This window comes from Micromonospora sp. NPDC049529, assembly GCF_055586685.1.
In genome coordinates this window covers 467111-492456 of record NZ_JBVJHT010000001.1, presented here as the reverse complement: position 1 = coordinate 492456, position 25346 = coordinate 467111, and the positions used below count along the sequence as shown (strand labels likewise).

13 protein-coding genes are annotated in these 25346 nt (G+C 70.4%); 7 read left to right on the top strand and 6 right to left on the bottom strand.

Annotated elements, in window-relative coordinates:
• Positions 1–56 precede the first annotated feature (56 nt).
• On the bottom strand, positions 57–8561 hold the full coding sequence (locus tag ACZ6QQ_RS02260; protein ID WP_465873786.1) for a right-handed parallel beta-helix repeat-containing protein: 8505 nt from the start codon (positions 8559–8561) through the stop codon (positions 57–59).
• A 294-nt stretch (positions 8562–8855) separates the two neighbouring features.
• Between ACZ6QQ_RS02260 and ACZ6QQ_RS02255 the strand changes: the two genes are divergently transcribed.
• The 7 genes from ACZ6QQ_RS02255 (at position 8856) to ACZ6QQ_RS02225 (ending at position 15334) form a co-directional block, all read left to right on the top strand.
• Positions 8856–9326, top strand: coding sequence for a hypothetical protein (locus ACZ6QQ_RS02255; RefSeq protein WP_465873605.1), 471 nt, complete (start codon positions 8856–8858; stop codon positions 9324–9326).
• Positions 9304–10791 (top strand): sensor histidine kinase, encoded by a 1488-nt coding sequence (locus tag ACZ6QQ_RS02250; protein ID WP_465873604.1) that lies wholly within the window; start codon positions 9304–9306, stop codon positions 10789–10791. The genes ACZ6QQ_RS02255 and ACZ6QQ_RS02250 overlap by 23 nt, the downstream gene beginning before the upstream one ends.
• The gene (locus ACZ6QQ_RS02245) at positions 10788–11447 is read left to right on the top strand and encodes a response regulator transcription factor (RefSeq protein ID WP_329105237.1); all 660 of its coding nucleotides are present in this window, start codon (positions 10788–10790) and stop codon (positions 11445–11447) included. The genes ACZ6QQ_RS02250 and ACZ6QQ_RS02245 overlap by 4 nt, the downstream gene beginning before the upstream one ends.
• Positions 11448–11544: 97 nt before the next feature.
• Complete coding sequence (locus ACZ6QQ_RS02240) at positions 11545–12573, top strand: zinc-binding dehydrogenase (protein ID WP_465873601.1); 1029 nt, start codon at positions 11545–11547, stop codon at positions 12571–12573.
• A 207-nt stretch (positions 12574–12780) separates the two neighbouring features.
• Positions 12781–13302 (top strand): pyridoxamine 5'-phosphate oxidase family protein, encoded by a 522-nt coding sequence (locus tag ACZ6QQ_RS02235; protein WP_465873599.1) that lies wholly within the window; start codon positions 12781–12783, stop codon positions 13300–13302.
• Between the two features lie 106 nt (positions 13303–13408).
• A complete protein-coding gene (locus ACZ6QQ_RS02230; protein ID WP_465873597.1) occupies positions 13409–14638 on the top strand; it encodes a hypothetical protein in 1230 nt (409 codons plus the stop codon).
• Positions 14639–14818: 180 nt separating this feature from the next.
• A complete protein-coding gene (locus tag ACZ6QQ_RS02225; RefSeq protein ID WP_465873596.1) occupies positions 14819–15334 on the top strand; it encodes a hypothetical protein in 516 nt (171 codons plus the stop codon).
• A gap of 117 nt (positions 15335–15451) precedes the next feature.
• Here the strand turns inward: ACZ6QQ_RS02225 and ACZ6QQ_RS02220 are convergent, their stop codons facing one another.
• The 5 genes from ACZ6QQ_RS02220 to ACZ6QQ_RS02200 all read right to left on the bottom strand — a co-directional run bounded on the left by ACZ6QQ_RS02220 (position 15452) and on the right by ACZ6QQ_RS02200 (position 25345).
• Positions 15452–16195 carry a hypothetical protein gene (locus ACZ6QQ_RS02220; protein WP_465873594.1) on the bottom strand — a complete coding sequence of 248 codons (744 nt, stop codon included), beginning with the start codon at positions 16193–16195 and terminating at the stop codon, positions 15452–15454.
• A 119-nt stretch (positions 16196–16314) separates the two neighbouring features.
• Positions 16315–17349 (bottom strand): Gfo/Idh/MocA family protein, encoded by a 1035-nt coding sequence (locus tag ACZ6QQ_RS02215; RefSeq protein ID WP_465873592.1) that lies wholly within the window; start codon positions 17347–17349, stop codon positions 16315–16317.
• 143 nt (positions 17350–17492) lie between these two features.
• The gene (locus ACZ6QQ_RS02210) at positions 17493–21803 is read right to left on the bottom strand and encodes a discoidin domain-containing protein (RefSeq protein ID WP_465873590.1); all 4311 of its coding nucleotides are present in this window, start codon (positions 21801–21803) and stop codon (positions 17493–17495) included.
• 226 nt (positions 21804–22029) lie between these two features.
• Entirely contained in the window at positions 22030–24972 is a 2943-nt protein-coding gene (locus ACZ6QQ_RS02205) for a galactose-binding domain-containing protein (protein WP_465873589.1), read from the bottom strand.
• 70 nt (positions 24973–25042) lie between these two features.
• Entirely contained in the window at positions 25043–25345 is a 303-nt protein-coding gene (locus ACZ6QQ_RS02200) for a hypothetical protein (protein ID WP_465873587.1), read from the bottom strand.
• Position 25346 lies beyond the last annotated feature (1 nt).

Here is a 25346-nt window from a genome sequence, read left to right as displayed (position 1 = left end):
GGGGCGGCCCTGGTCAACCGGCCGATGTCAACCGGCCGGCTCGGAAGCCGGCTGGGTCAGCCGAAGGTGATCATCAGTCGGGGTGGGTTGTCACTTCCCTTCTCCCTGCTGTTGAACGCCTGCTCCATCCCGCCCGCGTTCTCGACGCTGTCGCGGATCAGGAACCCGAAGTTGCCGGTCGCGTACATGCCGCCGACCTGAGCGGGGACGACCCACTCGCGGTAGCCGTTGCCCGACGCCACGGTGGCCGCCGTACCGGTGGTCGCCGGTTGGTTGTTCCACCGGACGTTCGCCTCCGACCAGGTCGCCGCGAGCGGAATCGCCTGCAACGTCCGGCCGGTCTTGTACGACCCGGAGTACAGCCGCAACCGCGCGTCGGTCACCTGGCAACCCGACGGGATCGCCGGCAGGTTGAACCGGACCAGCACCCGGGCGTTGTTGCCCGACTTGCTGTCGACCTTGATCGCCGAATCCTGGCCGTAGTTGCTCGACGACGAGGACTGGAGCACCCAGCTGTCCTGGTTGGCCCCGAGCGTCACCGAGCCCGGCGTGAGGCAGCTCGGCGGCGCGGAGACCGTCCAGGAGTAGGTCGCCGGGGTGGCGTCGGTGTTCCCGGCCGCGTCGGTTCCCCGTACCCGGAACTGGTGCGTTCCGGCGGCCAGCCCGGTGTAGTTGACCGGGGAGACACACGGCCCGAAGGCCCCCGCGTCGAGCGAGCACTCGAAGGTCGAGCCCGGCTCGTCCGCGGTGAAGGTGAACGCCGCGGTCGGGCTGGTCGTCGTCGCCGGCGGCGTGGTGCCGATCGACGTCTGCGGCGCGGTCGTGTCCGGCGGTGGCTCCACCGTCCACTCGAAGACCGCCGGACTCTGGTCCGGAGTCCCGTTCGCGCTGACCGCCCGCACCTCGAAGGTGTGGTCACCGACCGCGAGGTTGGTGACCGTACGCGGCGAGGTGCACGCCGCGAACGCCGCCCCGTCCAGCGAACACTGGAAGGTCGAGCCCGCCTGGCTGGAGGTGAAGGTGAACGTCGCCGTGGTGGCCGTGGTCGCCAGGTCCGGCGCCGACGCGATGGTGGTCTGCGGCGCGGTGGGCGTACCGGCCACCGTCCACGCGTAGCTCGCCGGGGTCAGGTCGACGTTGTCCTCCTGGTCGATCGCCCGCACCTCGAACACGTGCGGACCGGGCTCCAGGTTGGCCGGCAGATCCAGGTTCGGATAGCCGTGCGGGCTCACACACTCCACGAAATCGGCCTCGTTCTGACTGTCGAGGCGGCATTCGAAGATCAGCCCGGCCGGAGCCGTGACGTTGTCGGAACCGGCGAAGGTGAAGCTCGCCGTACCGACCGCGCTCGGGTTCGCCGGCCCGGTGTTGATCACCGTGGTCGGCGGGGTGGCGTCCGGACCCGGAACGACCGCCCACTCGTGCTCGGCCCACTCCTGTTCGCCGGAGGTGACCCCGTCCAGGTCGACGGCGCGTACCCGAAGGTAGTGGTCGCCGATGGCCAGGTTCGCGAAGTCCACCGGCGAGACGCAGGTGGTGAACGGACCCAGGTCGAGCGAGCACTCGAACCGGATCACCGGCTCGTTCGCGGTGAAGGCGAACGTGGCGGTCGTACTCGGATCCTCGGCCGCCGGAGCGACGACCAGGGTGACCACCGGCGGACCGGTGATCGTCCAGGCGCGGGTGGCCGGCGTCGGCTCGACGTTGCCCTCCGCGTCGCGTGCCCGGACCTGGAACTCGTGCGTACCCGGAAGCAGATCCTCGTAGAAGACCGGCGACACACAGTCGGCGAACACCGACCCGTCCAACGAACACTCGAACGTCGCGTCCTCGTTGGCGAAGAAGGTGAACAGCGCACTGCGCGCGGCGGTCTCGGCCGTCGGCCCGGCACTGATCGTGGTCACCGGCGGTACGCCGGGCGGCGACAACGCCACCACCCAGGTGTACGTGGCCGGTGTCGGGTCGACCTTGTCGGACAGGTCCACCGCCCGTACCTGGAAGGTGTGCGTACCCGCGGTCAGGTTGCCGTACGTCTGCGGGTTCTCACACTCCACCCAGTCGGCCTCGTTGGTGCTGTCCAGCCGGCACTCGAACCCGAGATCGAACAGCGGGGTGTTGTCGTCGATCCCGGTGAAGGTGAAGCTCGCCGACGTGCTGTTGCTCGGGTTCGACGGCTCGTCGACGATCAACGTGTCCGGCGGTGCGACCTCCGGCGGTGTCGGCGCCGAACCGTCGCAGGAGATCTGGTAACACTGCATCGGTTCGGTGTTGCCCGAGGCCCGGTTACCGCCACCGTCGACGTTCCCGGTTTCGGCGTAGATGCCCCAGCCACCGTTGTTGTTCGCCGTGTTGGCCGAGATCCGGTGCCCCGCCTTGTTGACCGAGATGCCGTCACTGCTGTTGTTGCCGGTGACGTTCCGGTCGATGATGTTGCCCGGCTCGGTGCTCTCCGGCAACACCTCCGCCTCGACCGAGATGCCCTCCGACGAGTTGCCGCTGGCCGTGTTCAACGTGACCACGTTGTTCAGCGACTCCGACCCGAGCCCGATGCCGGTCGACGAGGAGTCGCTGGCGTCGTTGGACTCGATCCGGTTCCCGGACGACTGGTGCAGGTCGATGCCGCTGCTGTTGAACCGCACGTCGTTGCCGCGCAGTACGTTGTTCAGCGCGGCCTCCAGGCTGATCCCGCCATCGCTGTGGTTCGTGGCGATGTTCGCGATGACGTCGTTGCCGCTGGACTCGACGATGTTGATGCCGGCTTCGCTCTCGGTCAGCTCGTTGCCCTCCAGCTTGTTGCCGTTGGACGCCGCCTCCAGGGTCACCGCCGCGTCGGAGTTGTCGAGGATCGTGTTGCCCACGATCGTGTTGTTGCTCGACCCCTCCAGCCACAGGCCCGTACCGCTGGATCCGCTGACCCGGTTCGCCTCGACCCGGTTGCCGCTGGCACCCACCAGGTGGATGCCCTCCAACGCACTGCCGCTGATCGTGTTGTCCAGCAGCAGGGCACCCTGGGTACCACCGGTCAGTACGATGCCGGCCGCGTTCCCGGTCAGCTCGTTGCCCCGGAGCAGGTTGCCGGCGTTGCCGTTGTCCGCGTCGGCGAGCTGGATGCCCGCCTCCTGGTTCTGGGTCAGCGTCAGGTTGCCGATGATGTTGCCGAAGGTGCCGGCGTTGAGCTGGAGGCCGTAGTCGAAGCCACCGACCGTGCCGTTGGTGACGGTCACCTGGTCGTGACCGTTGTTCCGGATACCGACCCCCTGCCCGATGCCGTCGATGCCGTACCCGTTCAGGTCGACCGTGATACCGGCCGCCCCGATCACCAGACCGTCGTTGCCGCAGTTGGTCAGGTTGTTCGTCAGCAGCACGCTCTGGGTGAGCGTCTGGCCGCAGCTGACCTGCGTCGGTACCGGTGCCGGACGGATCGTCCAGGCGTGTGCCGCCGGGGTCGGGTCGGTGTTACCCGCCGGGTCGGTGGCCCGGACCCGGAACTCGTGCGTGGTCGTCCAGAGCCCGAGGTGGGTCACCGGCGACGTGCACGCCGTGAACGCCGAGCCGTCCAACGAACACTCGAACGTCGAGTCCGCCTCACTGGACGAGAAGGTGAAGCTCGCGTCCGTACTGACGGTGTTGGCGTCCGGTGCCGAATCGATGGTGGTGTCCGGCGGGGTGCTGTCCGCCGGAGCCGGCGAGATGGTCCAGGTGTACGAGGCCGGCGTCGGATCGACGTTGCCGGCCAGGTCCACCGCGCGCGCCTCGAAGGTGTGCACGCCCAGCGCCAACCCGGAGTACGTCTTCGGGCTCAGACACGGCCCGAACGGCGCGGAGTCCAACCGGCACTGGTAACTGAGGTTCGGGCCGGGCGACGAGTTGTCACTGCCCCGGAAGCCGAAGACGGCAACCGGAGTCGTGGCCGCCTGGTCCGGCGTGGAGAAGATGGTCGTGTTCGGCGGGGTCGAGTCCGGGCCGGGCGGGATCGCCGCCACGGTCCAGGTGTACGTCGCCGGGGTCAGGTCCACGTTGTCCGACGGGTCGATCGCGCGTACCTCGAACCGGTGCACCCCGGCGAACAGGAAGTGGTACGAGGTCAGGCTGACGCACTCGACCCAGTTGTCGACGTCCGGCGGCTGCGGCGGGTCACCGGGATCCGGCTCCGGCGCCGGCGGGTCCGGCGGCGGGTCCAGCCGGCACTGGAAGCGCAGTGCGGTCGGCGGGGCCTGGTTGTCGGTACCGGTGAACCCGAAGTGGATCGTGGTGAGGCTGCTGCTCGGGTTCGGCGGGGTCGACGTCAGTACGGTGTCCGGCCCGGTGATGTCCGCTGCCGGTGGCGCACCCGGCGTACCCGTACCGCAGACCACGCCTCGGCACTGCTCCGGCTCACCGTTGCCGCTGGCGACGTTGCCGCCGCCGTCGATGGTGCCCTCCTCGGCGGCGTCGATGCCGAACGCCGCGTTGTGGTGCACCACGTTGTCGGCCAACCGGTGCCCGGCCTCGGGCACCGAGATGCCGTCGCCCTGGTTACCGATCACCTCGTTGCGCTCGACCACGTTCGCGCCGAGCGGCACGCCCTCCGGGTCGACCGCCGCGCCCTCGACCGCGATACCGCCGCCGGCCGAGCCGAAGACGGCGTTGTCGAGGATGCGGTTGCGCAGCGAGCCCGGCCCGACCGAGATGCCGGCGCCACCGGAGAAGCTGGCGTCGTTCAGCTCGACCAGGTTGTCGCTGGAACCCTCCAGTTCCACGCCGCCCGGGTTGTACCGGACGTCGTTGTCCCGGACCACGCTGTGGCTGGACCCGCCGAGACCGATGCCGGAGTCCGCCGCCAGGTGGGAGACGTTCCCGATCACCTGGATCTGGTCGGAGTCCTCGACCGTCACCCCGGCATCGCCGGTACGGGTCATCGTGTTGCCCTGCACCAGGGTCCGGTGCGAACCCTCGGTGATCAGGATGCCGCCGTCACCGCTGTCCGACAGGGTGTTGCCGATCAGCCGGTTGTCGCGGGAGTCCTCCAGCAGGAAGCCACCGTCGCTGCCGATGGTCGGATCGGCGGTGACCCCGCTGACCGTGTTCTCCTCGATCAGGTGACCGCTGGCGTCCTGCATCCAGAGCGCCACCCCGAGGTTGCCGGTGAAGCTGTTCTCCGCCACCACGCTGTTCTCCGAGCCGGCGACGAGGGCGACACCGATCTCGTTGCCGTCGAACGTGTTGCCGCGTACCTGGTTGGCGTTGCGACCGTCGTCGGCGTTCGACAGCTCGATTCCGGCGACCGCGTTCTCGCGTACGGTCAGGTCCTCGTAGAGGTTGAACCGGGTGCCGGCCATCGCGGAGATCCCGTACGCGAACTGCTGCACGGTACCGCCGGTGACGATGACGTTCTGGAACCCGACGTTGCGTACGCCGGCCGGGCCGCCCAGTTCGGGCAGCTCGATCGGGGAACCCGGCTGACCGGGAAAGTAACCCGGCCCGTCGATGGTGTGCCCGTCGAGGTCGACCTCGATGTTCGGCGCACCGATGACCAGCCCGTCGAGCGGGCAGTTGGTCAGGTCGTTGAGCAGCCGGGTGCTCTGGGTCAGCACCTGGCCGCAGGTGACCGTCGTCGCGACCGGGGTCGGCGGCGCGGGCGGCTGCGGGGCCCCCGGACCGTCGAACCGGAGCACGAGCTGCGGCACCAGCGGCGGCTCGGCGATCGTGTTGCGCGAGGCGAACGAGGAGTCGTCACCCTCGCCCTCCTCGGCCGAGTCCCGGATCAGGAAGCCGTGGTTCGCCGCCCCGCCGAGCATCGCCGCGACCTGGCCGGTCACGTTCCACTCGCGGAAGCCGGCACCGGAGCCGGTGGTCGCCGCGACGCCGACGGTGCCGGGCTGGTTGGCCCAGGTCACCTGCATCTCGTCCCAGGCGGAGGCGATCGGGATCGCCTCCAGGGTCCGACCCGTCTCGCCGTCCGCGTGCATCCGCAGGGTCGCCCCGGTCAGCTCACAGGCCGACGGTACGTCGGTCGGCAGCGGGAACCGGATCAGCGTACGGGCGTCCTCGCCGGGTGCCCGCGAGCGGACACTGAGCCCCTCGGAGATGCCGAAGTTCTCCACGGTGTTCGACTCGTCGATCCACGAGTCCGCGTTGGCACCGAGGATCACGTTCGACGCGTCGCAGTCGACCGGCGAACCGACCGTCCAGGTGTACGTCGCCGGGGTCGGGTCGATGTTGTCGCCCTCGTCGATCGCCCGTACCTGCACGGTGTGCGAACCGGTGGTGAGGTTCGAGAAGCTCCACGGGCTGGCGCACTCCAACCAGGCCAGGTCGTCGGTGCTGTCGATCCGGCACTCGTATTCGAGCAGGTTGGTCGGGGTGAGGTCGTCGGTGCCCTGGAACGAGAACGTGGCCGTACGGCCCGCGCTCGGGTTCGGCGGGGTGCTGGCGAAGATCGTCTCCGGGGGCGTGATGTCCTCGCCACCGGTGAAGACCCAGACCGCCGGGGTCGGGTCGACGTTGCCGGCCCGGTCGATCGCCCGTACTTCGAGGGTGTTCTCGCCCAACTCGATGTCGAGCACCTCGTACGGGTTCGGGCAGCCGACGAACATGAACTCCGGGTCCGGCGGTTCGGTCGGGTCCGGCGGGTCCGGCGGCTCGGTCGGGTCGTTGACCAGCACCCGGCACTCGTAGAGCAGCTCGGCGACCGGGGTGGAGTTGTCGGTGCCGGCGAAGGTGAACGTGGCCCGCTCGGCCGCGAACGTCGGCCCGGAGACCACCGAGGTTTCCGGCGGGGTCAGGTCGGCCGCCGGGAACGGTCCCTCGTGTTCGAGGGCGCCGATGTCGCAGGTGGTGTTCTTCGGCCGGGTGATGCCACGCTGGTCGACCTCGGCGCACGGGGCGACACCGCCGTCCAGGGCGAAGCTGTCGTCCTGGATCGCGTGCGTCATCGACGGGCCGCCGTTGTCGGCGATCGCGTCGATCTTCGGGTCGCCCGCGTTGGACCGGTCCCGACTGCCGCGCAGGTAGCAGGAGTCGGCGCTGTCCAGGTTGCCGCCCTCGGAACCGACCGCGAAGCTGCACTCCGGGCTGTAGAGGTTGCCGGCGACGATGGTGTTGCGCAGGATCACCGACTGGCTCGGCTCGACCGGGAAGTTGACCGAGCCGCCCGGCTCGTCGCCGATGCCGGCGCCGTGCGGGGCGACGTTACGGTTGATGGTGGCGTTGACCACCCGCAGGCCGGCGTCCGCGTCGGTGTAGAGCCCACCACCGGCGACCTGGGCGACGTTCCCCGAGGACGTGGTGTTCTCGATCAGCGCCTCGGCGTCGCTGGCGTTGTAGATGCCACCGCCGTACTGCTTGGCCCGGTTGTCCCAGAAGGTGGAGCCGGTGATCTGGAGGGTGCCGTCGGCGACGTTGGCGAAGCCGCCACCGTGCTCGGCGGTGTTCTGGCTGACCGTGGTGTCGATGACCGAGAACGCGCCGCTGCCCTGGCTCTCGATGCCGCCACCGTCGGCTGCCGCGGTGTTCCCGGTGATCGTCAGCCGGGTCAGGGTGACCCGCTGGCCGTCGTTCTCGACACCACCGCCGCCGGCCTCGGACGTGTTGTCCCGGACCGTACTGTCGCTGACCGTGACCGGGCCGTCGGATCCGATGGCGAGACCGCCGCCCTCGGCGATCGACTCGTTCTCGGTGAACGAGGCCCCGGTGACCGTTGCCCCGCCGCTGCCGCCGAGGAAGAGACCGCCACCACCACCGTCACCGGAGACCGGGTCACCGGCGGAGTTGCCGGTGAAGACGGTGTTGCGGATCGTGCTGGCCCGTTCCGAGTCGGCGAGTACGCCACCGCCGCTGCCGTGCGCGGCGTTGCCGGAGACGGTGCCCCGGGTGACGGTCAGCCGGGTCTTGGAGACGCTGCTCAGACCGCCGCCGTCGGCACCGGCGGTGTTCCCGGTGAGCGCGGTGTCGGTCAGTGCCAGCTCGACCTCGTGCTGGTTGGAGATGCCGCCGCCGTCGCCGCCGGTGGTGTTTCCCTTGATGGTCGAGCCGCTGATCTCGACCCGGCCCTCGCCGTCGAGGTCGATGCCGCCACCGGAGACCCCGGCGTAACTGTCCTGGACGGTGACGCCCTGGAGGCGTACCACCCCGGCGGAGACGCTGAGCACGGCGCCACCCTGCTCGGAGTCGTACCCCTCACGCAGGGTGAGCCCGGAGACGGTGACGTTGCCGGCGCTGTCGTGGATCTCCAGCAGCCGGTCCAGCCCGCGGCGTTCGACCGGGGAGCCGGCCGGTGCCTGCCCACCGTCGAGGATGGTCCCGGCGGCGCCGGCACCGATGATGGTCAGCGGGCTGAGGATGTCGAAGTCACCGGTGTCGTCGCCGTTGTCACCGGCCGGCGCACGGGTGATCTGGTAGGTGCCGGCCGGCACCTGGATCGTGTCACCGGGCAGCGTCGCGTTCGCCTCCTGGATCGCCGCGCGCAGCGTGCAGGTGTTGGCGCTGGTCCGGCAGATGCCGTTACCGATGTTGATGTCGACCGCGTCGGCGGTGCTGTTGACGGTGAAGGTGATCGCCCAGACGGGCTGTACGGCGACCATGGTGGTCAACAGGGATGCCGCCGCGATGACCGAGAGCCAGATCCGGCGGCGTCTCGTTCTGCCGCCGGATCTGCGTTTGGATGTGGTCGATGGTCTGCTGTTACTCATGCCGCCCCCACGGTCGGTCTGTGGTCAGTGGCCGCCAGTGTTCAGCGGGTGCGTAAGTCGACGCTCAGCCGAAGGTGAAAACTTCTTTATCTGGCGTCGTGCCGCTGAGCTGGGACGATCCTTCGATGAGAGGCTTCTCATCCGGCTCTCATCGGTTGGTTATCGCGGGTAGGCACCCTTGGTGCGATGAGCACACAGAAGGTCGCCACCGGGATCGGTCTGGCGGCGCTGGTGGGCCTGCTCACCGGCGTCGGTCTGCCGGCGCTGCTCCCGCCCGACCAGGTCCCGGCGATCCAGATCATCAGTCCGGCAGCGCAGACGGAGACCGACGATGGAGCCGACCCGACCGGCAGTTCGAGCCTCGGCCCCGCCAACCCCGGAGGCGACGATGACCGCGACGCCGGCCAACCCGCCGTCGGCGACGACGGGGACGACGACGGACCGACCGGCGGAGACGACGACGGACCCGCTGGTGGGGACGACGACGGACCGACCGGCGGGGACGACGACGGACCCGCTGGCGGAGACGACGACGGACCTGCCGGTTCCGGTTCCGGTTCCGAGCGCTCCGGCGGCGATGACGACGATGACGATGACGAGCGGTCCGGCGGCGATGACGACGACGATGCCGGCGATGACGACGACGGGGACGACTGAACCGGCGGTACGACCGCTGCGGCGGCTGCTCGGCCTCGGCCTGCGGCTGCGGCTGCTGGGGTGGGCCCTGGCCCTGCTCGCGGTCGCCAGCCTCGCCTCGGTGGTGGTGATCCGTCAGGTGCTGCTCAACCAGCTGGAGAACAGGATCGGCACCGACATGCGTCAGGAGGTGACCGAGTTCCGTCGACTGGTCGGCGGCCGTGACCCGGCGAGCGGGCAGCCGTTCGGCCCCGATCTGCGCGCCATCGCCGACACGTACCTGCTGCGCAACGAACCGCAGGCCGGTGAGGCGGTGCTGGTCCTGGTCGACGGGGCGTTCTACCGGGCGACCGAGGCGCCACCGTACGACCTCAGCGGTGACGCCGAACTGATGCGCCGCTGGGCGGGGCTGACCGAGAGCGCGTACGGGCGGATCAACGACGGCCCCGAGGGTCCGGCGCGCTGGCTCGCCGTACCGTTGATGATCGACGGCGCGGTACGCGGCCAGGTGGTCGTGGTCGAGTTCGGCGCCGAGCGGCGGGCTGACATCGACGACGCCGTACGCCTGATGGCGCTCGCCTGCCTGCTGGTGATCGTGGTCGTCGCGGCCGGCGGCTACCTGGCCATGGGCCGGGCACTGCGTCCACTGCGGACGGTCACCGAGACCGCGCGCACGATCGAGGAGACCGACCTCTCCCGCCGGATCGAGGTCACCGGCACCGACGAGGTCGCCGACCTGGCGCACACCTTCAACGGCATGCTCGGCCGGCTGCACCGGGCGTTCGCCGCGCAGCAGGCGTTCGTCTCCGACGCCGGGCACGAACTGCGTACCCCGATCACCATCGTCCGGGGGCACCTGGAGCTGATGGGCGACGACCCGGACGACCGGGCCGAGACCATCGCACTGGTCACCGACGAGCTGGACCGGATGAACCGGATGGTGAACGACCTGCTCATGCTCGCCAAGGCCGAGCAACCCGACTTCCTGCACCCCGACCATGTGGAGGTCGCGCTGATGATGCACGACGTGTACGCCAAGGCCGTCGCCCTGGGCGACCGGGACTGGCGGATCGGCGCCATCGAGGAGGTCACCGTCGTCGCCGACCGGCAGCGGCTGACCCAGGCGCTGATGCAGCTCGCCCAGAACGCGGTCCAGTTCACCAGCGCGGGAGACACCATCGAACTCTCCGCCCGGGTGGAACACCCCGGCCAGGCCGAACCGGGCCGGGTGCTGCTCGCCGTACGGGACACCGGGGTGGGCATCGAGCCCGAGGACCGGGAACGGATCTTCGGCCGGTTCGCCCGCGCCGAACACGCCCGTGCCCGAGCCGAGGGCGCCGGGTTGGGGCTGGCGATCGTCTCGGTGATCGCCGAGGCCCACCGGGGTGCCGTCGCGGTGGACAGCGTCCCCGGCGTGGGCTCCACCTTCACCCTGGTCCTGCCCGCCACCGCGGTCGTGCCCGAGCCGATCGGAGGTCTGCGGTGAACCGGGTGCTGATCGCCGAAGACGAGCCGCGGATCGCCTCGTTCCTGACCAAGGGCCTGCGCGCGGCCGGCTACGTGACGACGGTGGTGACCAGCGGGGTGGAGGTCGCCGTCGCCGCCCGCAGCGGTGACTTCGACGTGCTCATCCTGGACCTCGGGCTGCCCGGCCAGGACGGGTTGGCCGCACTGGCCCAGCTCCGGGCGCGGGGCGAGCGGCTGCCGGTGATCGTGCTGACCGCCCGGGACGCGGTGCCGGACCGGGTCGCCGGGCTCGACCTCGGCGCCGACGACTACATGACCAAGCCGTTCAGCTTCGACGAGCTGCTGGCCCGGGTGCGGGCCCGGCTGCGCGAGCACGGGCAGGCCACCCCGACCGTGGTCCAGGCCGGGCCGATCCGGCTCGACCTGGTACGCCGTACCGCGACCGTGAACGGGGAACTGGTCGAGTTGACCGGGCGGGAGTTCCTGCTCGCCGAGACGCTGTTGCGCCATCCGGGTCAGGTGCTCAGCCGGGAGCAGTTGCTCGACCGGGTCTGGGGACTGGCGCACGATCCCGGCTCGAACGTGGTGGACGTCTACATCGGTTACCTGCGCCGCAAGCTCGGCACCAACCTGATCCAGACCGTACGCGGGATCGGCTACCGCCTGGCCGGCTGACCTGCCGGCGTCGTCGCGGGAGTGGTTGACCTCAACCATGGTTGAGGTTGCATGCTCTACGGGGTAGGGATCGGGAACGACGCCGGAGGTACGCGTCATGCGCGCAGTGTGGTTGACCGAGTTCGGCGGGCCGGACAAGCTCGTGCCCGGCGAGGCCCCGGACCCGGTCGCCGGGCCCGGACAGGCACTGATCGAGGTGGCGTTCGTCAACATCACCTTCGTCGAGACCCAGTTCCGGGCGACCGGCGCCGGCCCGTACCGGCCGGAACTGCCGATGATCCCGGGCAACGGGGTGGGTGGCGTGGTGAGCGCGGTCGGCCCCGGTGTCGACCCGGACCTCGTCGGCCGGTCGGTGGTGAGCAGCACCGGCGGCTCCGGCGGGTACGCCGAACGGGTCGCGGTCGACGCCGCCGGCCTGTTCCCGGTGCCGGACGGGCTGGCCCTGGACAGCGCGGTGGCGTTGCTCGCCGACGGGCGTACAGCGACCTGGCTGGTCCGGACAGCCGGGCTGGTCGGCGGGGAACGGGTGCTGGTGGAGGCGGCGGCCGGCGGGGTCGGCACACTGCTGGTGCAACTCGCCAGGGCGGCCGGCGCCACCGTGGTCGCGGCGGCCGGCGGCCCGGACAAGCTCGGACTGGCGCGGGACCTCGGCGCCGACGTCGCCGTCGACTACCGCCAACCGGACTGGACCGATCGGGTACGCGCCGCCGTCGGCGGTGTCGACGTCGTCTTCGACGGCGTCGGCGGCACCATCGCCCGTGCCGCCTTCGAGTTGCTGGACCGGGGCGGCCGGATGTTCAGTTTCGGCCTGGCCAGTGGCGAGTGGGCGGACATCGACGAGGAGGCCGCCGAGCGGCGCGGTGTACGGGCGATCCGGCCGGCCTTCCGCCCCGCCGACATCCGCCCGTACACCGAGAGTGCCCTGGCCGAGGCGGCAGCCGGCCGCCTCCGCCCCGTGATCGGCCAGCGCTTCCCCCTCGACCACGCCCCCGCCGCCCACACCGCCATCGAGTCCCGCACCACCACCGGCAAAACCCTCCTGACCCCCACCCCTCCCTCCCCGCCCCTCCCCGCCCACCCGCCCCGCCCCTCGCCCCGCCCCTCGCCCCGCCCCTCGCCCCGTTGATCTAGGGCAAATGGTGGTGAATGGAGATCAACAAGCACGTATATGCCCTAGATCAGCGGGGCGGGTGGGGTGAGCTGGTGGGCGACGAGCCGTTCATGGGTGCGTACGGGCGGGGGCGGCGGGAGGGGCCCGGACCTGCCCGTACGTGTCGTACCGGGGCGGTAGCGTCGGCGACGACCGAACTACGCGCTGTGATGGGGGCTGGTAATGGACATCCTGGAACCGGTGACCGACCTGGACGCCCGGTACAGCGACGACAACGCCGAGGCCATCGGCTGGACGCAGGCTCGCGAGACCCTGGCCGCCGCCGAGATCTACTGGCTGTCGACCGTCCGACCGGACGGGCGGCCGCACGTCACTCCCCTGCTCGGGGTCTGGCTCGAACCCGCGCTCTACTTCTGTACCGGCCCCGACGAGCGCAAGGCCGGCAACCTCGCCGGTAACCCGCACTGTGTGCTCACCACCGGCAGCAACAAACTGCACGAGGGCCTGGACCTGGTGGTCGAGGGCAACGCGGTCCGGCTGACCGACGACGCGCGGCTGCGCCGGGTCGCCGACGCCTACGTCACGAAGTACGGCGACGACTGGCGGTTCGACGTCCACGACGGAGCGTTCCAGCACTCCGGCGGACCGGGTGGTAAGGCGCTGGTGTTCGAGGTCGCCCCGACCACCGCCTTCGGCTTCGGCAAGGGCCGCTACAGCCAGACCCGCTGGCGTTTCCCCCGCTGATCCGCGACACACGACCGGCTCGCAGCGGATTCGCGACAGCTGAGGGCATTCTCATCGTCGGCTAATCCGGGGCTCATCCCGTGCCGGGATCGTCGCCATTATGTCGATGACCACCAGCACCGACGGGCCGGGGAGCAGCCCCGACCCCGATCTTGACCTGCTCACCGGGCCGGGCGCCGGGGAGTTGCTGCGGACCGCCCTGCGACCGGCCGGTGGTGAACTGCTCACCTGGCGGGCCACGCAGGTCGAGCACCAGCCGGGCCGCCGGTCCACGGCCGCGTACCAGGCCCGGATCCGGTGGGCGGACGGACATGTACGGGAGGAGCGGCTGGCCGCCAGCACCGGTCGACCACCGCGCGGCACCGTGGTACTGGACGACGGCACCGAGCAGGTGGCGACCTGGCGTTTCCCGTACGACCCGGATCTGCCGGCGCTGCGCACCGCGTACGACGAGCGGGCGGTTGCCGTACTCCTGCGCGACCTCGGCCTCGACGGTGGCGGGCCGGTGCGGTTGGAGGTCCGGGCGTACCGCCCACGGCGGCGGGCGGTGATCGAGGCGATCGGCCGCCGGCACCGGCTCTTCCTGAAGGTGGTCCGCCCGGACAAGGTGCGGGACCTGCACGATCGGCACCGGCTGCTGGTCGGTGCCGGCCTGCCGGCCGCGCCGAGCCTGGGTTACACCCCGGACGGGTTGCTGGTGTTGCAGGCGCTTCCCGGTCGTACGCTGCGGCAGGCACTGCACGCCCGGCAGACGCCGCCGTCCGGTCAGGCCGTGCTGAGCCTGCTCGACCGGCTGCCTCCCGAGTTGGCGTACGGGTCGCCCCGCCGGTCCTGGCGGGAGAAGGCACCGCACTACGCCTCGGTGCTCGCCGCCGCGCTGCCCAGCGTGGCGGAGCAGGCCCGGGAGGTGGCCGAGGCGGTCATGTGCGAGGCCGGCCCGGAGCCGGCGACCGTCGTGCACGGCGACCTGTACGAGGGTCAACTGCTCGTCTCCGGTGGCCGGATCTGCGGTCTGCTCGATGTCGACACCGCCGGACCGGGCGAACGGCTCGACGATCTCGCCTGCCTGCTCGGGCACCTGTCGGTGCTGGCCCGGATGAACCGGGACCGGGCCGGCACGATCCTGCGGGCGGGGGCGGCGTACCTGGCCGCGTTCGAGCGGGTGGTGGACCCCGCCGACCTGCGTTACCGGACCGCCGCAGTCGTGTTGTCGCTGGCCACCGGCCCGCACCGGGTGCAGGAACAGGACTGGCCGGCGAACACCCGGGACCGGTTGGACCTGGCCGCCCAGTGGCTCGACAGCGCCCGCCGCCTCCGCCAGCCCGATCACGCTTGATCCACGCGCGCTGAGCTGTTCTCCCGGTGCCCCCGGCAACAGCTCAGCGCTCGTGGATCGAGGCGATGGGACCGGGATGACGAAGGAGCCGATGAAGGAGGTCTCACGTCCGGCTCAGTCGCACCTCATCGACGGGACCGACGCTGGAGACACAGGCAGGAAAACACCGAGGAGGATGTCATGCGCATCAATCGACCGTGGCGGATCATCGCCGGGGCGGGTGCCGCCGCACTGGTGGCCGGGCTCACGGCCGGCGCGGCGACCGCCAGCGACAGCATCGAGCTACGCGACAAGGTCAGCCCGATCCAGGTGAACACCCAGGTGGACCAGGCCGGCCAGGGTGCCGCCGCCGACGACTCGCCGGAGTCGGCCGACAGCCCGCACCAGTCGCCGTTCGACTCCACGAACTCGGCGTCCGACAGCCCCGGTGATCCGCAGTGGGTCGACCCGTCGCCCGAGTCGGCGGACAGCGCGGGCGACTCGGCCGCCGACTCGCCCGCCCCGGCGCCGCCGGCGAAGAAGGCGACCGGCGCGGGTGACAAGGGCAAGCCGGCCCCGGCGAAGGCCCCGGCGAAGCAGAAGGCGGGAAACGACAGCCCGGACGACTCGCCGGCCCCGGTACGCAAGCGCGGCGGCGGGGGCGGTGACTCGGCGAACTCGGGCGGTTCCGCCGACTCCGGCGGCTCGGCCGACTGACCGGCCCGCCTCCCGAGGTACGCGCGGCCCGACCACTCCCGGTCGGGCCGCGCCGCCGTCCGTCCCCGGTTACCCCGACGGCCGCCCGTCGCACTCACCGGTGTCGGGGTGCCCCGCTCAGCCCGGTACGAGGCCCGACCCGAGCAGTTGGCGCACTCCGTACGTCACGAGGTCGATCGCGACCCCCATGACGATGGCGAGCACGAAGCCCTCGACTCCGCCCCGACGACGGTTCGCGACCGGCCCGTCGATGCCGACGAGGCGCGTCGCCGCGACGGTCTGCGGTTTGTGAAGCCACTGTTCCGTGGCGAGCCAGGCGAGCACGCCCAGCCCGAACGGGATCCAGGAGAGCCAGAACCAGTACAACTTCGTACCCCGGATCGGTGCCGGACCGGAGACCAGGGCGATCAGGAACACCGCCATCATGGACACCGCGAGCCAGTACGCCGTACGGGTGATCGGGTGGACGATGTCCGTACGTTCGACTCCCGCCGCCGCCCGCAACTCCTCGACCAGCGGTCGGACCCACACCGCTTCGGTGCCGCCCCGAGGGTCCGGCGTCTGCACCGAGCGTCCGACCCCGACGTCGGTGTACCTGATCCGTCCGGTCTCCGTCGTCCAGGCGACGAGGTTCCCGTCGGGTCCGCCCCACAGACTCGGTCTCCAGCCCCAGAACCCCTCCCGGCCCCAACCCGTCCCACTGTCGACATTGGTCACCACACCGGCCGCGATGTCCCGTCGCGCCTGGTCCGCGTCGGCGGGGCGGGGCGCCGACCACCACGCCAGCGCCGCCCACAGCACCCAGAGCACCACCAACAACCCGCGTACGCCCAGCGCGAGCACCCGCCGCCAGTTACGCACAACCGCCCCCCGCCCCCCGCGCCCCCACCCCCTCACCCTGCCACCCCACCACCACCCCGACGCCGTTGATCATGAGGTTAGCGCGCCCGCCGGGCTCAAAAGTTGCGCTAACTTCATGATCAACAGGTGATGACCTCGCCCTGGGTGGCGCTGCGGCGGGCGGCGGTGAGGATTTGGAGGCTGGTGACGGCGTCGCGGGGGTCGACGGGGACCGGGGCGGTTCCGCGTACGGCGGCGGCGAAGGCCGGGTAGTAGGTGTCCCAACGGCCGCGCTCGGTGGGTACGACGGTGGTGGTCGTGCCGCGCCGGATCCGGCCCCAGCGGTCCTCTGGTTCCACGCCCCAACGGTCGCCCTCGGTGGCCGGTGACCGGCCGGCGATGAGTGCCTCCTCCTGCCCGTCGACCCCGTCGACCAGGTAACTTCCGGTGGTGCCGGTGACCCGGAACCGGGGACCGGGCGCACCCTGGACCCAGCTACCCCAGAGTTGGGACCGGACCCCGCCGGTGTGCTGCAACGCGACGAAGAAGTCGTCGTCGCGGCCGTCGAGATCGTCGCGTACCCGCATCTCGGCGTAGACCCGGTCGACCGGTCCGAACAGGGTCAACGCCTGGTCGACCAGGTGACTGCCGAAGTCGAGCAGGGTCCCGCCACCGGCGGCGGGCGGGCCGGGCTGCGGGGCGAACCGCTCGAACCGCGACTCGAAGCGGGTGACGGTGCCCAACTCCCCATCCGCGATGAGCTTACGTACGGTGAGCAGATCCGAGTCCCAGCGCCGGTTCTGGTACACGCTGAGTACGACGCCGGAACGCTCGGCCAGCTCGACGGTCTCCCGTGCCGCCACCGGGTCGAGCACGAACGGCTTGTCCACGACCACCGCCAGCCCGAGCCCGATCGCCTCCCGCGCCAGGGCCAGGTGGGTGGCCGCCGGGGTGGAGATCGCGACCGCCTCCACGCCCTCGGCGACCAGGGCGGCGAGCGAGTCGAAGGCGCGCGTACCCGGCTGGTCCGAGGCCAGCTCGTCGCGGCGCGCGGGTGACGTCGTCACGACGCCGACCAGCTCGCACTCGGGCGCCGAGGCGAGTAGTGGCGCGTGGAAGTATCGCCCGCCGAAGCCGTAGCCGACCAGGCCGAACCGTACCGGAGCTGCTGACATTGGGTGATCATACGACCGATTACCGAACGTCATCACGAACCCCGTTCGGCGGTAGTCGGGCGGGGCCGGACACGGCGATGCCGCCGGGAGGACTGGCCTCCCGGCGGCACCTGTTACCGCCTACCTACACGCATCGTCCCCGGTCAGGGGTTGATGTTGAGGGTGAAGGTCGACGTGGTGTTGCGGATGTTCTGGAAGTTGTTGCTGAACCGGACATTGTTGAAGGTGGCCGAGCCCACGACCGGGCCCTGACCGGGCTCGGGCAACTCGTTCGCCCAGATGCCGAAGCCGGACTTGGCGTCGAACGCGTCACCGCTCTTCTGGGCACCGCTGATCGAGATGTTGGTGAAGACGGTGTCCGTGACGGCCTGGGTCGCCTGGCCGCCGCTGTAGTTCGACTGGAACATAATGCCGTGGTACGTCGGGTCCACGATGTCCACATTGTTGATGCGGATGGCGCGGAGTTCCTTCGAGGCGGCGAATATCCAGATCGCCGGGAAGGTCTGCGAACCCCAGAAGTGACCACCGGCCCGGACGATCGAGGCGTTCTCGATAGTTGTCGGACCGGGGCCGAACCCGGTGAACGAGTACCCGAAGTCCAGCGAGCTGACGGTGATGCCGGAGTACGTGAGCATGTCCGCGATGTACAGGTTGCGGAAGACGTTGTTCTGTCCGCCGTACACCGCCAGACCGGCCGCACGCCAGGTCAGCGTGGCCGTCAGGTTCTCGAACACGTTGTCGGTGTTCGCCCCGCCGCCGCCGTCGGTCGCGGAGAAGAGTGCGAACGCGTCGTCACCGTTGCTCCGCCCCTCGACGTTGGTGATCAGGTTGTTGGTGCTGCCGTTGGTCATGTTCGTGCCGTCGGCGTACGTGTTCCGGATCCGGGAGTTCTTGATCGTGATGTTGCTGACCCCGAGGCCCCAGAACATGCACATCTGGTGCTCCACCCAGATGTTGTCGAACGTCATGTTCGACACCCGGGACAGGTCGAAGACCTTGCCCGGACCGTCGTTGCGGCTGGTGTAGTTACCGAAGTACGAGAAGCCGGCGAAGGTCGAGCCGTTCGCCGACGCCTCGGCCCGGAAGCCGACGTCGGTGTTCTCCTGGTTCGCCGGGGCGGCGAACCGGGTGTACCAGGGACCGGCACCGACGACCTGGAGCGCCTTGCCGTACACCTGGAACTTCGACTGGGTCTGGTAGGTGCCCGCCGGCAGGTAGACACCGATCAGGTTGGCGTCCTGCCGGGCCCGGTCCAGGGCGTTCTGCACGTCCTGGTGGGTGAAGCCGGCCGGTACGGCGTACCGGGCCGGGTCCGGGTTGCCGGCCGCGGCGACCAGCTCCGTGTTGATGAAGTCGATCGCGTACGTGGTGGTGTTCGCGGCGTCCTTCTGGAGCTTGATCTTGCTGCCCGCCGGGATGGTCGAGTCCAGGAAGATGTTCGCCTCGTCGTAGATGTGCCTCGGCGCACCCGCACCCGGAGAGTTACCCGGGCTGGCCTCGGCCCCGTAGAGCCAGATGTACTTCGAGGTCAGCGGGATCGCCTTGTGGAACACGTTGTTGACGTAGACGTTCAGCGTCGAGTTGATCCCGCCACCGCCCGGCGCGTCCGGGATGGAGAAGCGGGTGACCAGCGTGTTCGTGCTGGCCTTGGTGGTGAACTCGACGAAGTTGCCGGTCGAGTTCAGGGTCACCGCCCGACGACCGGACGCCTCACCGGCGAGGTCGCCGATGATCCGGTTCGGCCCGACGACCTGCGCGCCGCCGCCGACCACGGCCTCCTCCGCCTCGTACATCTCGTACGGCAGGTTCGCGCCGCGACCGGAGAAGAAGCCGGTGACGCTGGTGTTGTTGCCCCGCTTCACCGGCAACTCGTTGGCGTCGTCGGCGAGCACCGTCCGGACGTCGTACCGGCCGTTGACGGCGACCCAGGTGCCGAGGGTGACCGGGGCGGTGGTGGCACCGGCCGCGATCGCACCGGTGTAGGAGCCGGTGAGCGTACGCACCACCGCACCGTTGGCCGGGTTGACGACGGTCAGCGTGATGCCGTGGGCGCCACCGGCGGAGGCGATCGTGCCCTGGTTCTTGATCGCCACCGTGAAGGTGACCGTGCTGCCGGCCGCCGGGTTGCTCGGCGACCAGCTCACGTTGGCCACCAGGTCGGAACTGGCCACCGGCGAGACGACCAGCGACGACGGGTTGGTGTAGCTGTTGTTCGCGTCGTTCTGCTCGATCACCGTGTTGGCCTCGTCGACCCTGGCGCTCAGCGGGTACGTACCCGCGTCGCGCGGACCGACGTTCGCGGTGACGGTGGTGGAGGCGCCCGCCGCCAGCGCGCCGACGGCGGCGGTGCCGGCCAGCGTCGTACCCAGGTAGAAGTTGACGTTGGTCGCGGGCGACGCGGCGGTTCCCGCGTTGCGGACCGTGCCGGACAGGGTGACCGCGTCGGTCTCCACCGGCGCGGCCGGGGTGAACGACAGGCCGGTGATGGTCAGGTCCGGGTTCGGCGCGGGTACGCCGATGATCTGGATCTCCGCGACCTGCCCACCCGGAGCGCCGCTGTTCGAGGCGATCGACAGCCGCACGTCGGCGACCGTGGCGCTGACCGGGATGGTCACCGTGTTACCGGTCGACGGGCTGAAGCTGTAACCCTGCGCGGCCGAGATGGTGGTGAAGGTGCTGCTGCTCTGCTCCCGGCCGAGCACGGTGATGTTCTGCGTACGCGGACCCCAGGCGGAGTCCGGGTTCAGCTTCACCACGATCGAGTTGACGGAGGCGTTCGCGCCGAGCGCCACGGTCAGCACGCTCGGGAAGTTGTTCCCCTCCCAGTAGGTGGTGAGGCTGTTGTCGTTCGCGTTCGCCGGAACGAAGGTGAAGGTCGAGCCCGAGGCGGTGACCGGCTTGCCGACGGCCAGGTTCGAGCCGCCGGGGGTGCTGCCGGTGCGGGTGACCGTGTTGCTGTTGCCGGAGACGTTGCCCGCCGCGTCCTTCGCCCGGACGTAGTAGGCGACCGTCGCGGTCGCCGGCTGGCTGTCGGTGTACGTCAACACGTTCCCGGCGACGCTCGCCCGGACCGCTCCGTTGGCGTAGATGTCGTACCCGGTCACGGCGGTGTTGTCCGACGACGCGCCCCAGGCCAACCGGATCTGCCCGGCGGCCGGCTCGGTGAAGGAGAGCGTGCCCGGTGTGGTCGGCGCCTGGGTGTCCCCGCCCGGCGTGCCGGTACGGGTGACCGTGTTGCTGTTGCCGGACTGGTTGCCCGCCGCGTCCTTGGCCCGCACGTAGTACGCGACCGTCGCGGTCGCCGGCTGGCTGTCGGTGTACGTCAACACGTTCCCGGCGACGCTGGTGCGCAGCGTGCCGTTGGCGTAGATGTCGTACCCGGTGACGCCGACGTTGTCGGTCGAGGCGTTCCAGGTCAACCGGATCTGCCCGGACCCCGGCTCGGTGTACGCCAGGCTGCCCGGCGCCGACGGCGCCTGGGTGTCGCCCTCGGTCGGCCCGTAGACCTCGAACTCCGAGATCTGACCGGCCGGCCAACCGGTGTTGCCGGTGATGTTCAGCCGGATGTACCGGGCGGTGGTCTGGTTGAAGTTGATCGTCACGGTGTTGCCGGTGGACGGGTTGAAGGTGTACCCGGCCGAGCCGACGATCGTGCTGAACGGGCCACCGCTGTTGGTGCTGCCCTGCACGCTCAGCGTCTGCGTACGGGTCGCCCAGGCGGCGGCCGGCGGCAGCTTCAGCACCACCCGGTTCACCCCGACGGCGGAACCGAGGTCGGCCTGGAGCCACTGCGGGAAGGCGTTGTTCGCGCTCTCCCAGTAGGTGCTGGCGTTGCCGTCACCGGCGTTGCCCGGCCCGTACACGTCGGCGGTGCTGCTGGCGGTCAACGACACCACCGCCGCTGCGGCGGCGAGGTTGACGTTCGACACCGCCGCCGGGTGGACCTCCAACTCGGCGAGCTGACCGGCGGTGGCACCGCTGTTGGCGGTGATGTCGGCCTTCACGTACCGGGTGGTGGTGGCCGGGAACTTGACCGTCACCAGGTTGCCCGAGGTGGGGCTGAACGTGTAGCTGGCCCGACCGACGATCGTGCTGTACGACGTACCGTCGGGGCTGCCCTGGAGGGCGAGGGTCTGGGTCCGCTTCGCCCAGCCCTTCGGCAGCTTCAGCGTGACCCGGTCGATGCTGGTGCTGCTGCCGAGGTCGACGGCGGCGGTCTGCGGGAAGGCGCCGCTGCCCTGCCAGTAACTGGCCTGGTCACCGTCGGCGATTCTGTCGGCGGTGTGACCGGTGCTGGCGCTGGTCGCCGCGGCGGCCTTGCCGGCGGCGAGGTTGGTCGCACTCGCCGGGCTGGCGGGTGCGGCGGAGGCGGGGACCGCCGGGGCGAGCGTCGCGACCATGCCGGTCGCGAGGATCGCCGCCAGCGGGCGCCAGGGGACGGGGTGGGATCTCATTGCGTTCCTCCAACTTCGGGCTGGAACGTCAGATGGGGGCGGTGGTGCGCAAGCCCACGAGGGGCAGCGGGGCGGGCGGACGTTGCCCGACCCCGATCACTGCTGAACCTGGACATACGGAACGACACCTTCCTGCCACGGGTACGCCGACGGCACCCTCCGAGCCGATGGGTGTGGCAGGGCCCTCCCGTTACCGGGGTGACGGGAAGGGCTCCTGCCGTACGCCTCAGGAGGCGTAGATCTCGAACTCGGAGAGCTGGGCCGCTGGCCAGCCGGTGTTGCCCGTGAAGGTGAGCCGCAGGTAGCGCTGCGAGGTCGCCGGGAAGGTGACCGTGGCGGTGTTACCCGAGGCGGGATTGAAGGAGTAGCCGGCCGATGCCTTGAGCGTCGCGTACGGGACCTGGCCGGTGGTGGAACCGAGCACCGACAGCGTCTGCGTACGGGTCTGCCACGCTGCCGCCGGAGGCAGCTTCAGCACCACCCGGGAGACCGACCGGACCTGCCCGAGATCCACCGTGATCGACTGGGGGAACTGGTTGTTGGCGCTCTCCCAGTAGGTGTTCGGGTTCCCGTCGACCGCGTTGGCGCCGCCGTAGACGTCGACCGTGCTGGTCACCGTCGTGGGCCGGCCGAGCGCCAGGTTGCTGTTGACCGGCGGCGTGGTGGGCGGGGGTGTGGTCGGCGGCGCGGTGGTCGGCGGGGGTGTCGTCACCGGAGGCGTGGTGGGCGGCGGCGTGGTGCCGCTGCCGTACACCTCGAACTCGGACACCTGCGCGGCCGGCCAGCCGGTGTTGCCGGTGAAGGCCAACCGCAGGTAGCGGCGGTTCGCCGAGGGCAGCGTGATCGACACCGAGTTACCGGTGGCCGGGTTGAAGGTGTAGCCGGCCGCCGGGACGATCGGCGGGAAGGACCCGTCGGCCGAGCCCTGCACGACGAAGGTCTGGGTACGGGTCTCCCAGCCCGGCGGCAACTTCACCACCACCCGGTCGGTGTTCACCACCGCGCCGAGGTCGACCGTCAGCGACTGCGGGAAGGCGCCGTTCACGCTCTCCCAGTAGCTGGCGGCGTTGCCGTCGTTGGCGTTCGCCGGCACGTACGCCTGCGAGGTGCTGGTCGCCGTGACGACCTTGCCCTGGGCCAGGTTGCCGTTGGTCGGCGGCGTGGTCGGCGGGGTCGTCGGGGGCGTCGTCGGCGGCGTGGTGGGCGGGGTCGTCGGCGGCGGCGTACCGGTCGGCGGCGGGCTGGTCGGCCCGTTGTTCCAGACCGGTGCCGGCCACGGGCCGCAGTCCGGGGTGGCGGTGTACCAACCCGAGTTGCCGGCGCCCTGGGTGATCTGGAAACCGCTGCCGACGCAGTTGTGGATCGGCTTCGGCTGGGCGATCCCGCTGGCCCGTACGTTGGTGAAGGAGACCTGGCTGGCCGCCTGGACCTGGAGCGCGTACGTGCCGGCGCCGACGATGTTGACGTTGTTGAGGTTGATGCCGTTCGTCTGCCCCTCGATCCAGTGCAGCGCCGCGTACGAGCTGTCCAGGATGTCGGTGTCGGTGATGTTGATGGTGGGGTTCTGGAACCCCTGGTTCAGGGCGGAGAACCAGATCGCCCCGACGCCGAAGTTCCAGTTGTAGTCGGAGTTCCCGTTGCGGATCAGGGTGTTGCGGGCGATCGTCCAGGTGCCCAGCACCGACGTCGCCCCCTGTACGCCGGGGTAGCGGTTGGCGACGTGGATGCCGCCGCCGTTGGTGAGCGAGTCGGCGGTCACGTTGTCGGTGATCTTGATGTCCCGACCGCCGTAGCTGACCAGGTGGTTCGCCAGCAGGGTGACCCCGATGGTGTTGTGGGTGAATGAGTTGTTGACGTTCGGCACGTTCTGCGCCCACATCGCCAGCGCGTCGTCACCGGTGTTGCGGACGAACGTGTTCGTCACCGTGGAGTTGGTGACCCCGGTGTGGAAGTTCACCCCGTCCGCGGTCTGGTCCAGGATCCGGCTGTTGCGGATGGTGAAGTTGTCCATCGGGCCGTCCATCCAGGCGCCGACCTTGGTGTGCTGCATCCAGATGTTGTCGATGACCGAGTCGGTCATCGCCCCACCGAACGCGTTCACCTGGTCGTCGTCGATCCGCTCCTGGATGTCGCCGATGATGGCGAAGTCCCGTACGGTCACGTTCCGGCTCGGGCCGTTCGCCTCGTGCGGGCGTACGCCCCCGGTGTAACCGCCACCGGGCACGTACTTGCCGTAGATGCCGGCCGCCCGGTTGCGCTGGGTGGGGTGCCGGCCACCGAGCACCGAGTACCACGGTCCGGCGCCGCGCAGCGTCACCCGGTCGACCACCACGTGGTCCCAGAGGGTGAAGTTGCCCGGCGGGATCCAGACCGCCCGGCCCTGGGCCGCGCCCGCGTCGACCGCCGCCTGGAAGTCGGCAGTGGAGTCGGTCGCGCCGGTCGGGTCGGCACCGAAGTCGGTCACCACGTCGATCACGTTCGCCGGCTTCGCGATCGGCCCGCCGACCAGCTCGAAGTCGGCCAGGTCGATGGTGAACGTGGGTGACTGCGCGGTCGAGCTGACCTGCAACCGGACCTTGCTACCGGCCGGGTAGGTCGCCCCGAACAGGGTCCGGGCCTCGTCGTAGAAGTGGTGCGGGTTGGTGTCGCCGGGGTTGTTGTTGAACGGGTATCCCCCGTAGTACCAGCCGTACTTCGAGGTCACCGGGACGGCCTTGACCACGTTGCCGTTGATCCGCAGGTCGATGCTGGCATCCCGGCCGGTGCCGGACGGGCTGTCCGGGATGCTGTACCGGAACGTCACCGCGTCGGCCGGCTTGGTCAGGGTGAACTCGACGTACTCGCCGACCGCGTCCAGGGTCACCGCTTCGCGACCGGAGGCCTCGGAGGGTAGCTGACCGTAGTAGCGGGTCGGGCCGATCTTCGATCCGTTGTGGGCGACGTTCTCCGCCTCCTGCTCGACGAAGGGCACGGTGGCACCGCGACCGACGATGTCGAACGGGGAGAGGCCGGCGGCCTGGGCGGGCGTTGCCGGCGTGAGCGTGAGAACACTGATCGAGGCCGCGGCCATCGCGGTGCTGGCGATGACTGCCAGCCCGACCCGGGCGCGGTTGGTGCGTGGTGCGGTGGCGGTGCCGGGCATGGGCGTGCCGGCAGTATGGATGGCCATTGGATCCCTTTCGTCAGGAAAACCAATTCCCCCGTGCGTGGAGCCGCGTGGAGCCGCAATCAGCAATGGTTCAGGGCGCGTAGACCTCCCGTTCGCTACCGGGCCGGCGGGCCGGCCGGTGGTGGTGGCGGCGACTGGGACGCGTCGCGCCGCCGCCGGAAAAACCATGGGGTACGGCGTGTCCGCCGGCGGCGGGGTCGGCGTCCCCACCGCCGGCGGCCACCACCGTGCCGGCCGACTCGGCCCGGGTGGGCCCGGGGCCGAGCCGGACGTACCCGGCGATCCACTGACCCGCGTACGCCGCCGCCGACGGCCGGTGGGAACAGCACACCGCTGTCCCGGTGCAACGCTCGGCGACGGCTGGGCGGGTCATG

What these genes read in the sequence shown, in the direction of transcription:
- ACZ6QQ_RS02260 (WP_465873786.1), bottom strand. Translation starts at nt 8,561, where the DNA reads ATGGTCGCCGTACAGCCCGTCTGGGCGATCACCTTCACCGTCAACAGC.
- ACZ6QQ_RS02255 (WP_465873605.1), top strand. Translation starts at nt 8,856, where the DNA reads ATGAGCACACAGAAGGTCGCCACCGGGATCGGTCTGGCGGCGCTGGTG.
- ACZ6QQ_RS02250 (WP_465873604.1), top strand. Translation starts at nt 9,304, where the DNA reads ATGACGACGACGGGGACGACTGAACCGGCGGTACGACCGCTGCGGCGG.
- ACZ6QQ_RS02240 (WP_465873601.1), top strand. Translation starts at nt 11,545, where the DNA reads ATGCGCGCAGTGTGGTTGACCGAGTTCGGCGGGCCGGACAAGCTCGTG.
- ACZ6QQ_RS02235 (WP_465873599.1), top strand. Translation starts at nt 12,781, where the DNA reads ATGGACATCCTGGAACCGGTGACCGACCTGGACGCCCGGTACAGCGAC.
- ACZ6QQ_RS02230 (WP_465873597.1), top strand. Translation starts at nt 13,409, where the DNA reads ATGACCACCAGCACCGACGGGCCGGGGAGCAGCCCCGACCCCGATCTT.
- ACZ6QQ_RS02225 (WP_465873596.1), top strand. Translation starts at nt 14,819, where the DNA reads ATGCGCATCAATCGACCGTGGCGGATCATCGCCGGGGCGGGTGCCGCC.
- ACZ6QQ_RS02215 (WP_465873592.1), bottom strand. Translation starts at nt 17,349, where the DNA reads ATGTCAGCAGCTCCGGTACGGTTCGGCCTGGTCGGCTACGGCTTCGGC.
- ACZ6QQ_RS02210 (WP_465873590.1), bottom strand. Translation starts at nt 21,803, where the DNA reads ATGAGATCCCACCCCGTCCCCTGGCGCCCGCTGGCGGCGATCCTCGCG.
- ACZ6QQ_RS02205 (WP_465873589.1), bottom strand. Translation starts at nt 24,972, where the DNA reads ATGGCCATCCATACTGCCGGCACGCCCATGCCCGGCACCGCCACCGCA.
- ACZ6QQ_RS02200 (WP_465873587.1), bottom strand. Translation starts at nt 25,345, where the DNA reads ATGACCCGCCCAGCCGTCGCCGAGCGTTGCACCGGGACAGCGGTGTGC.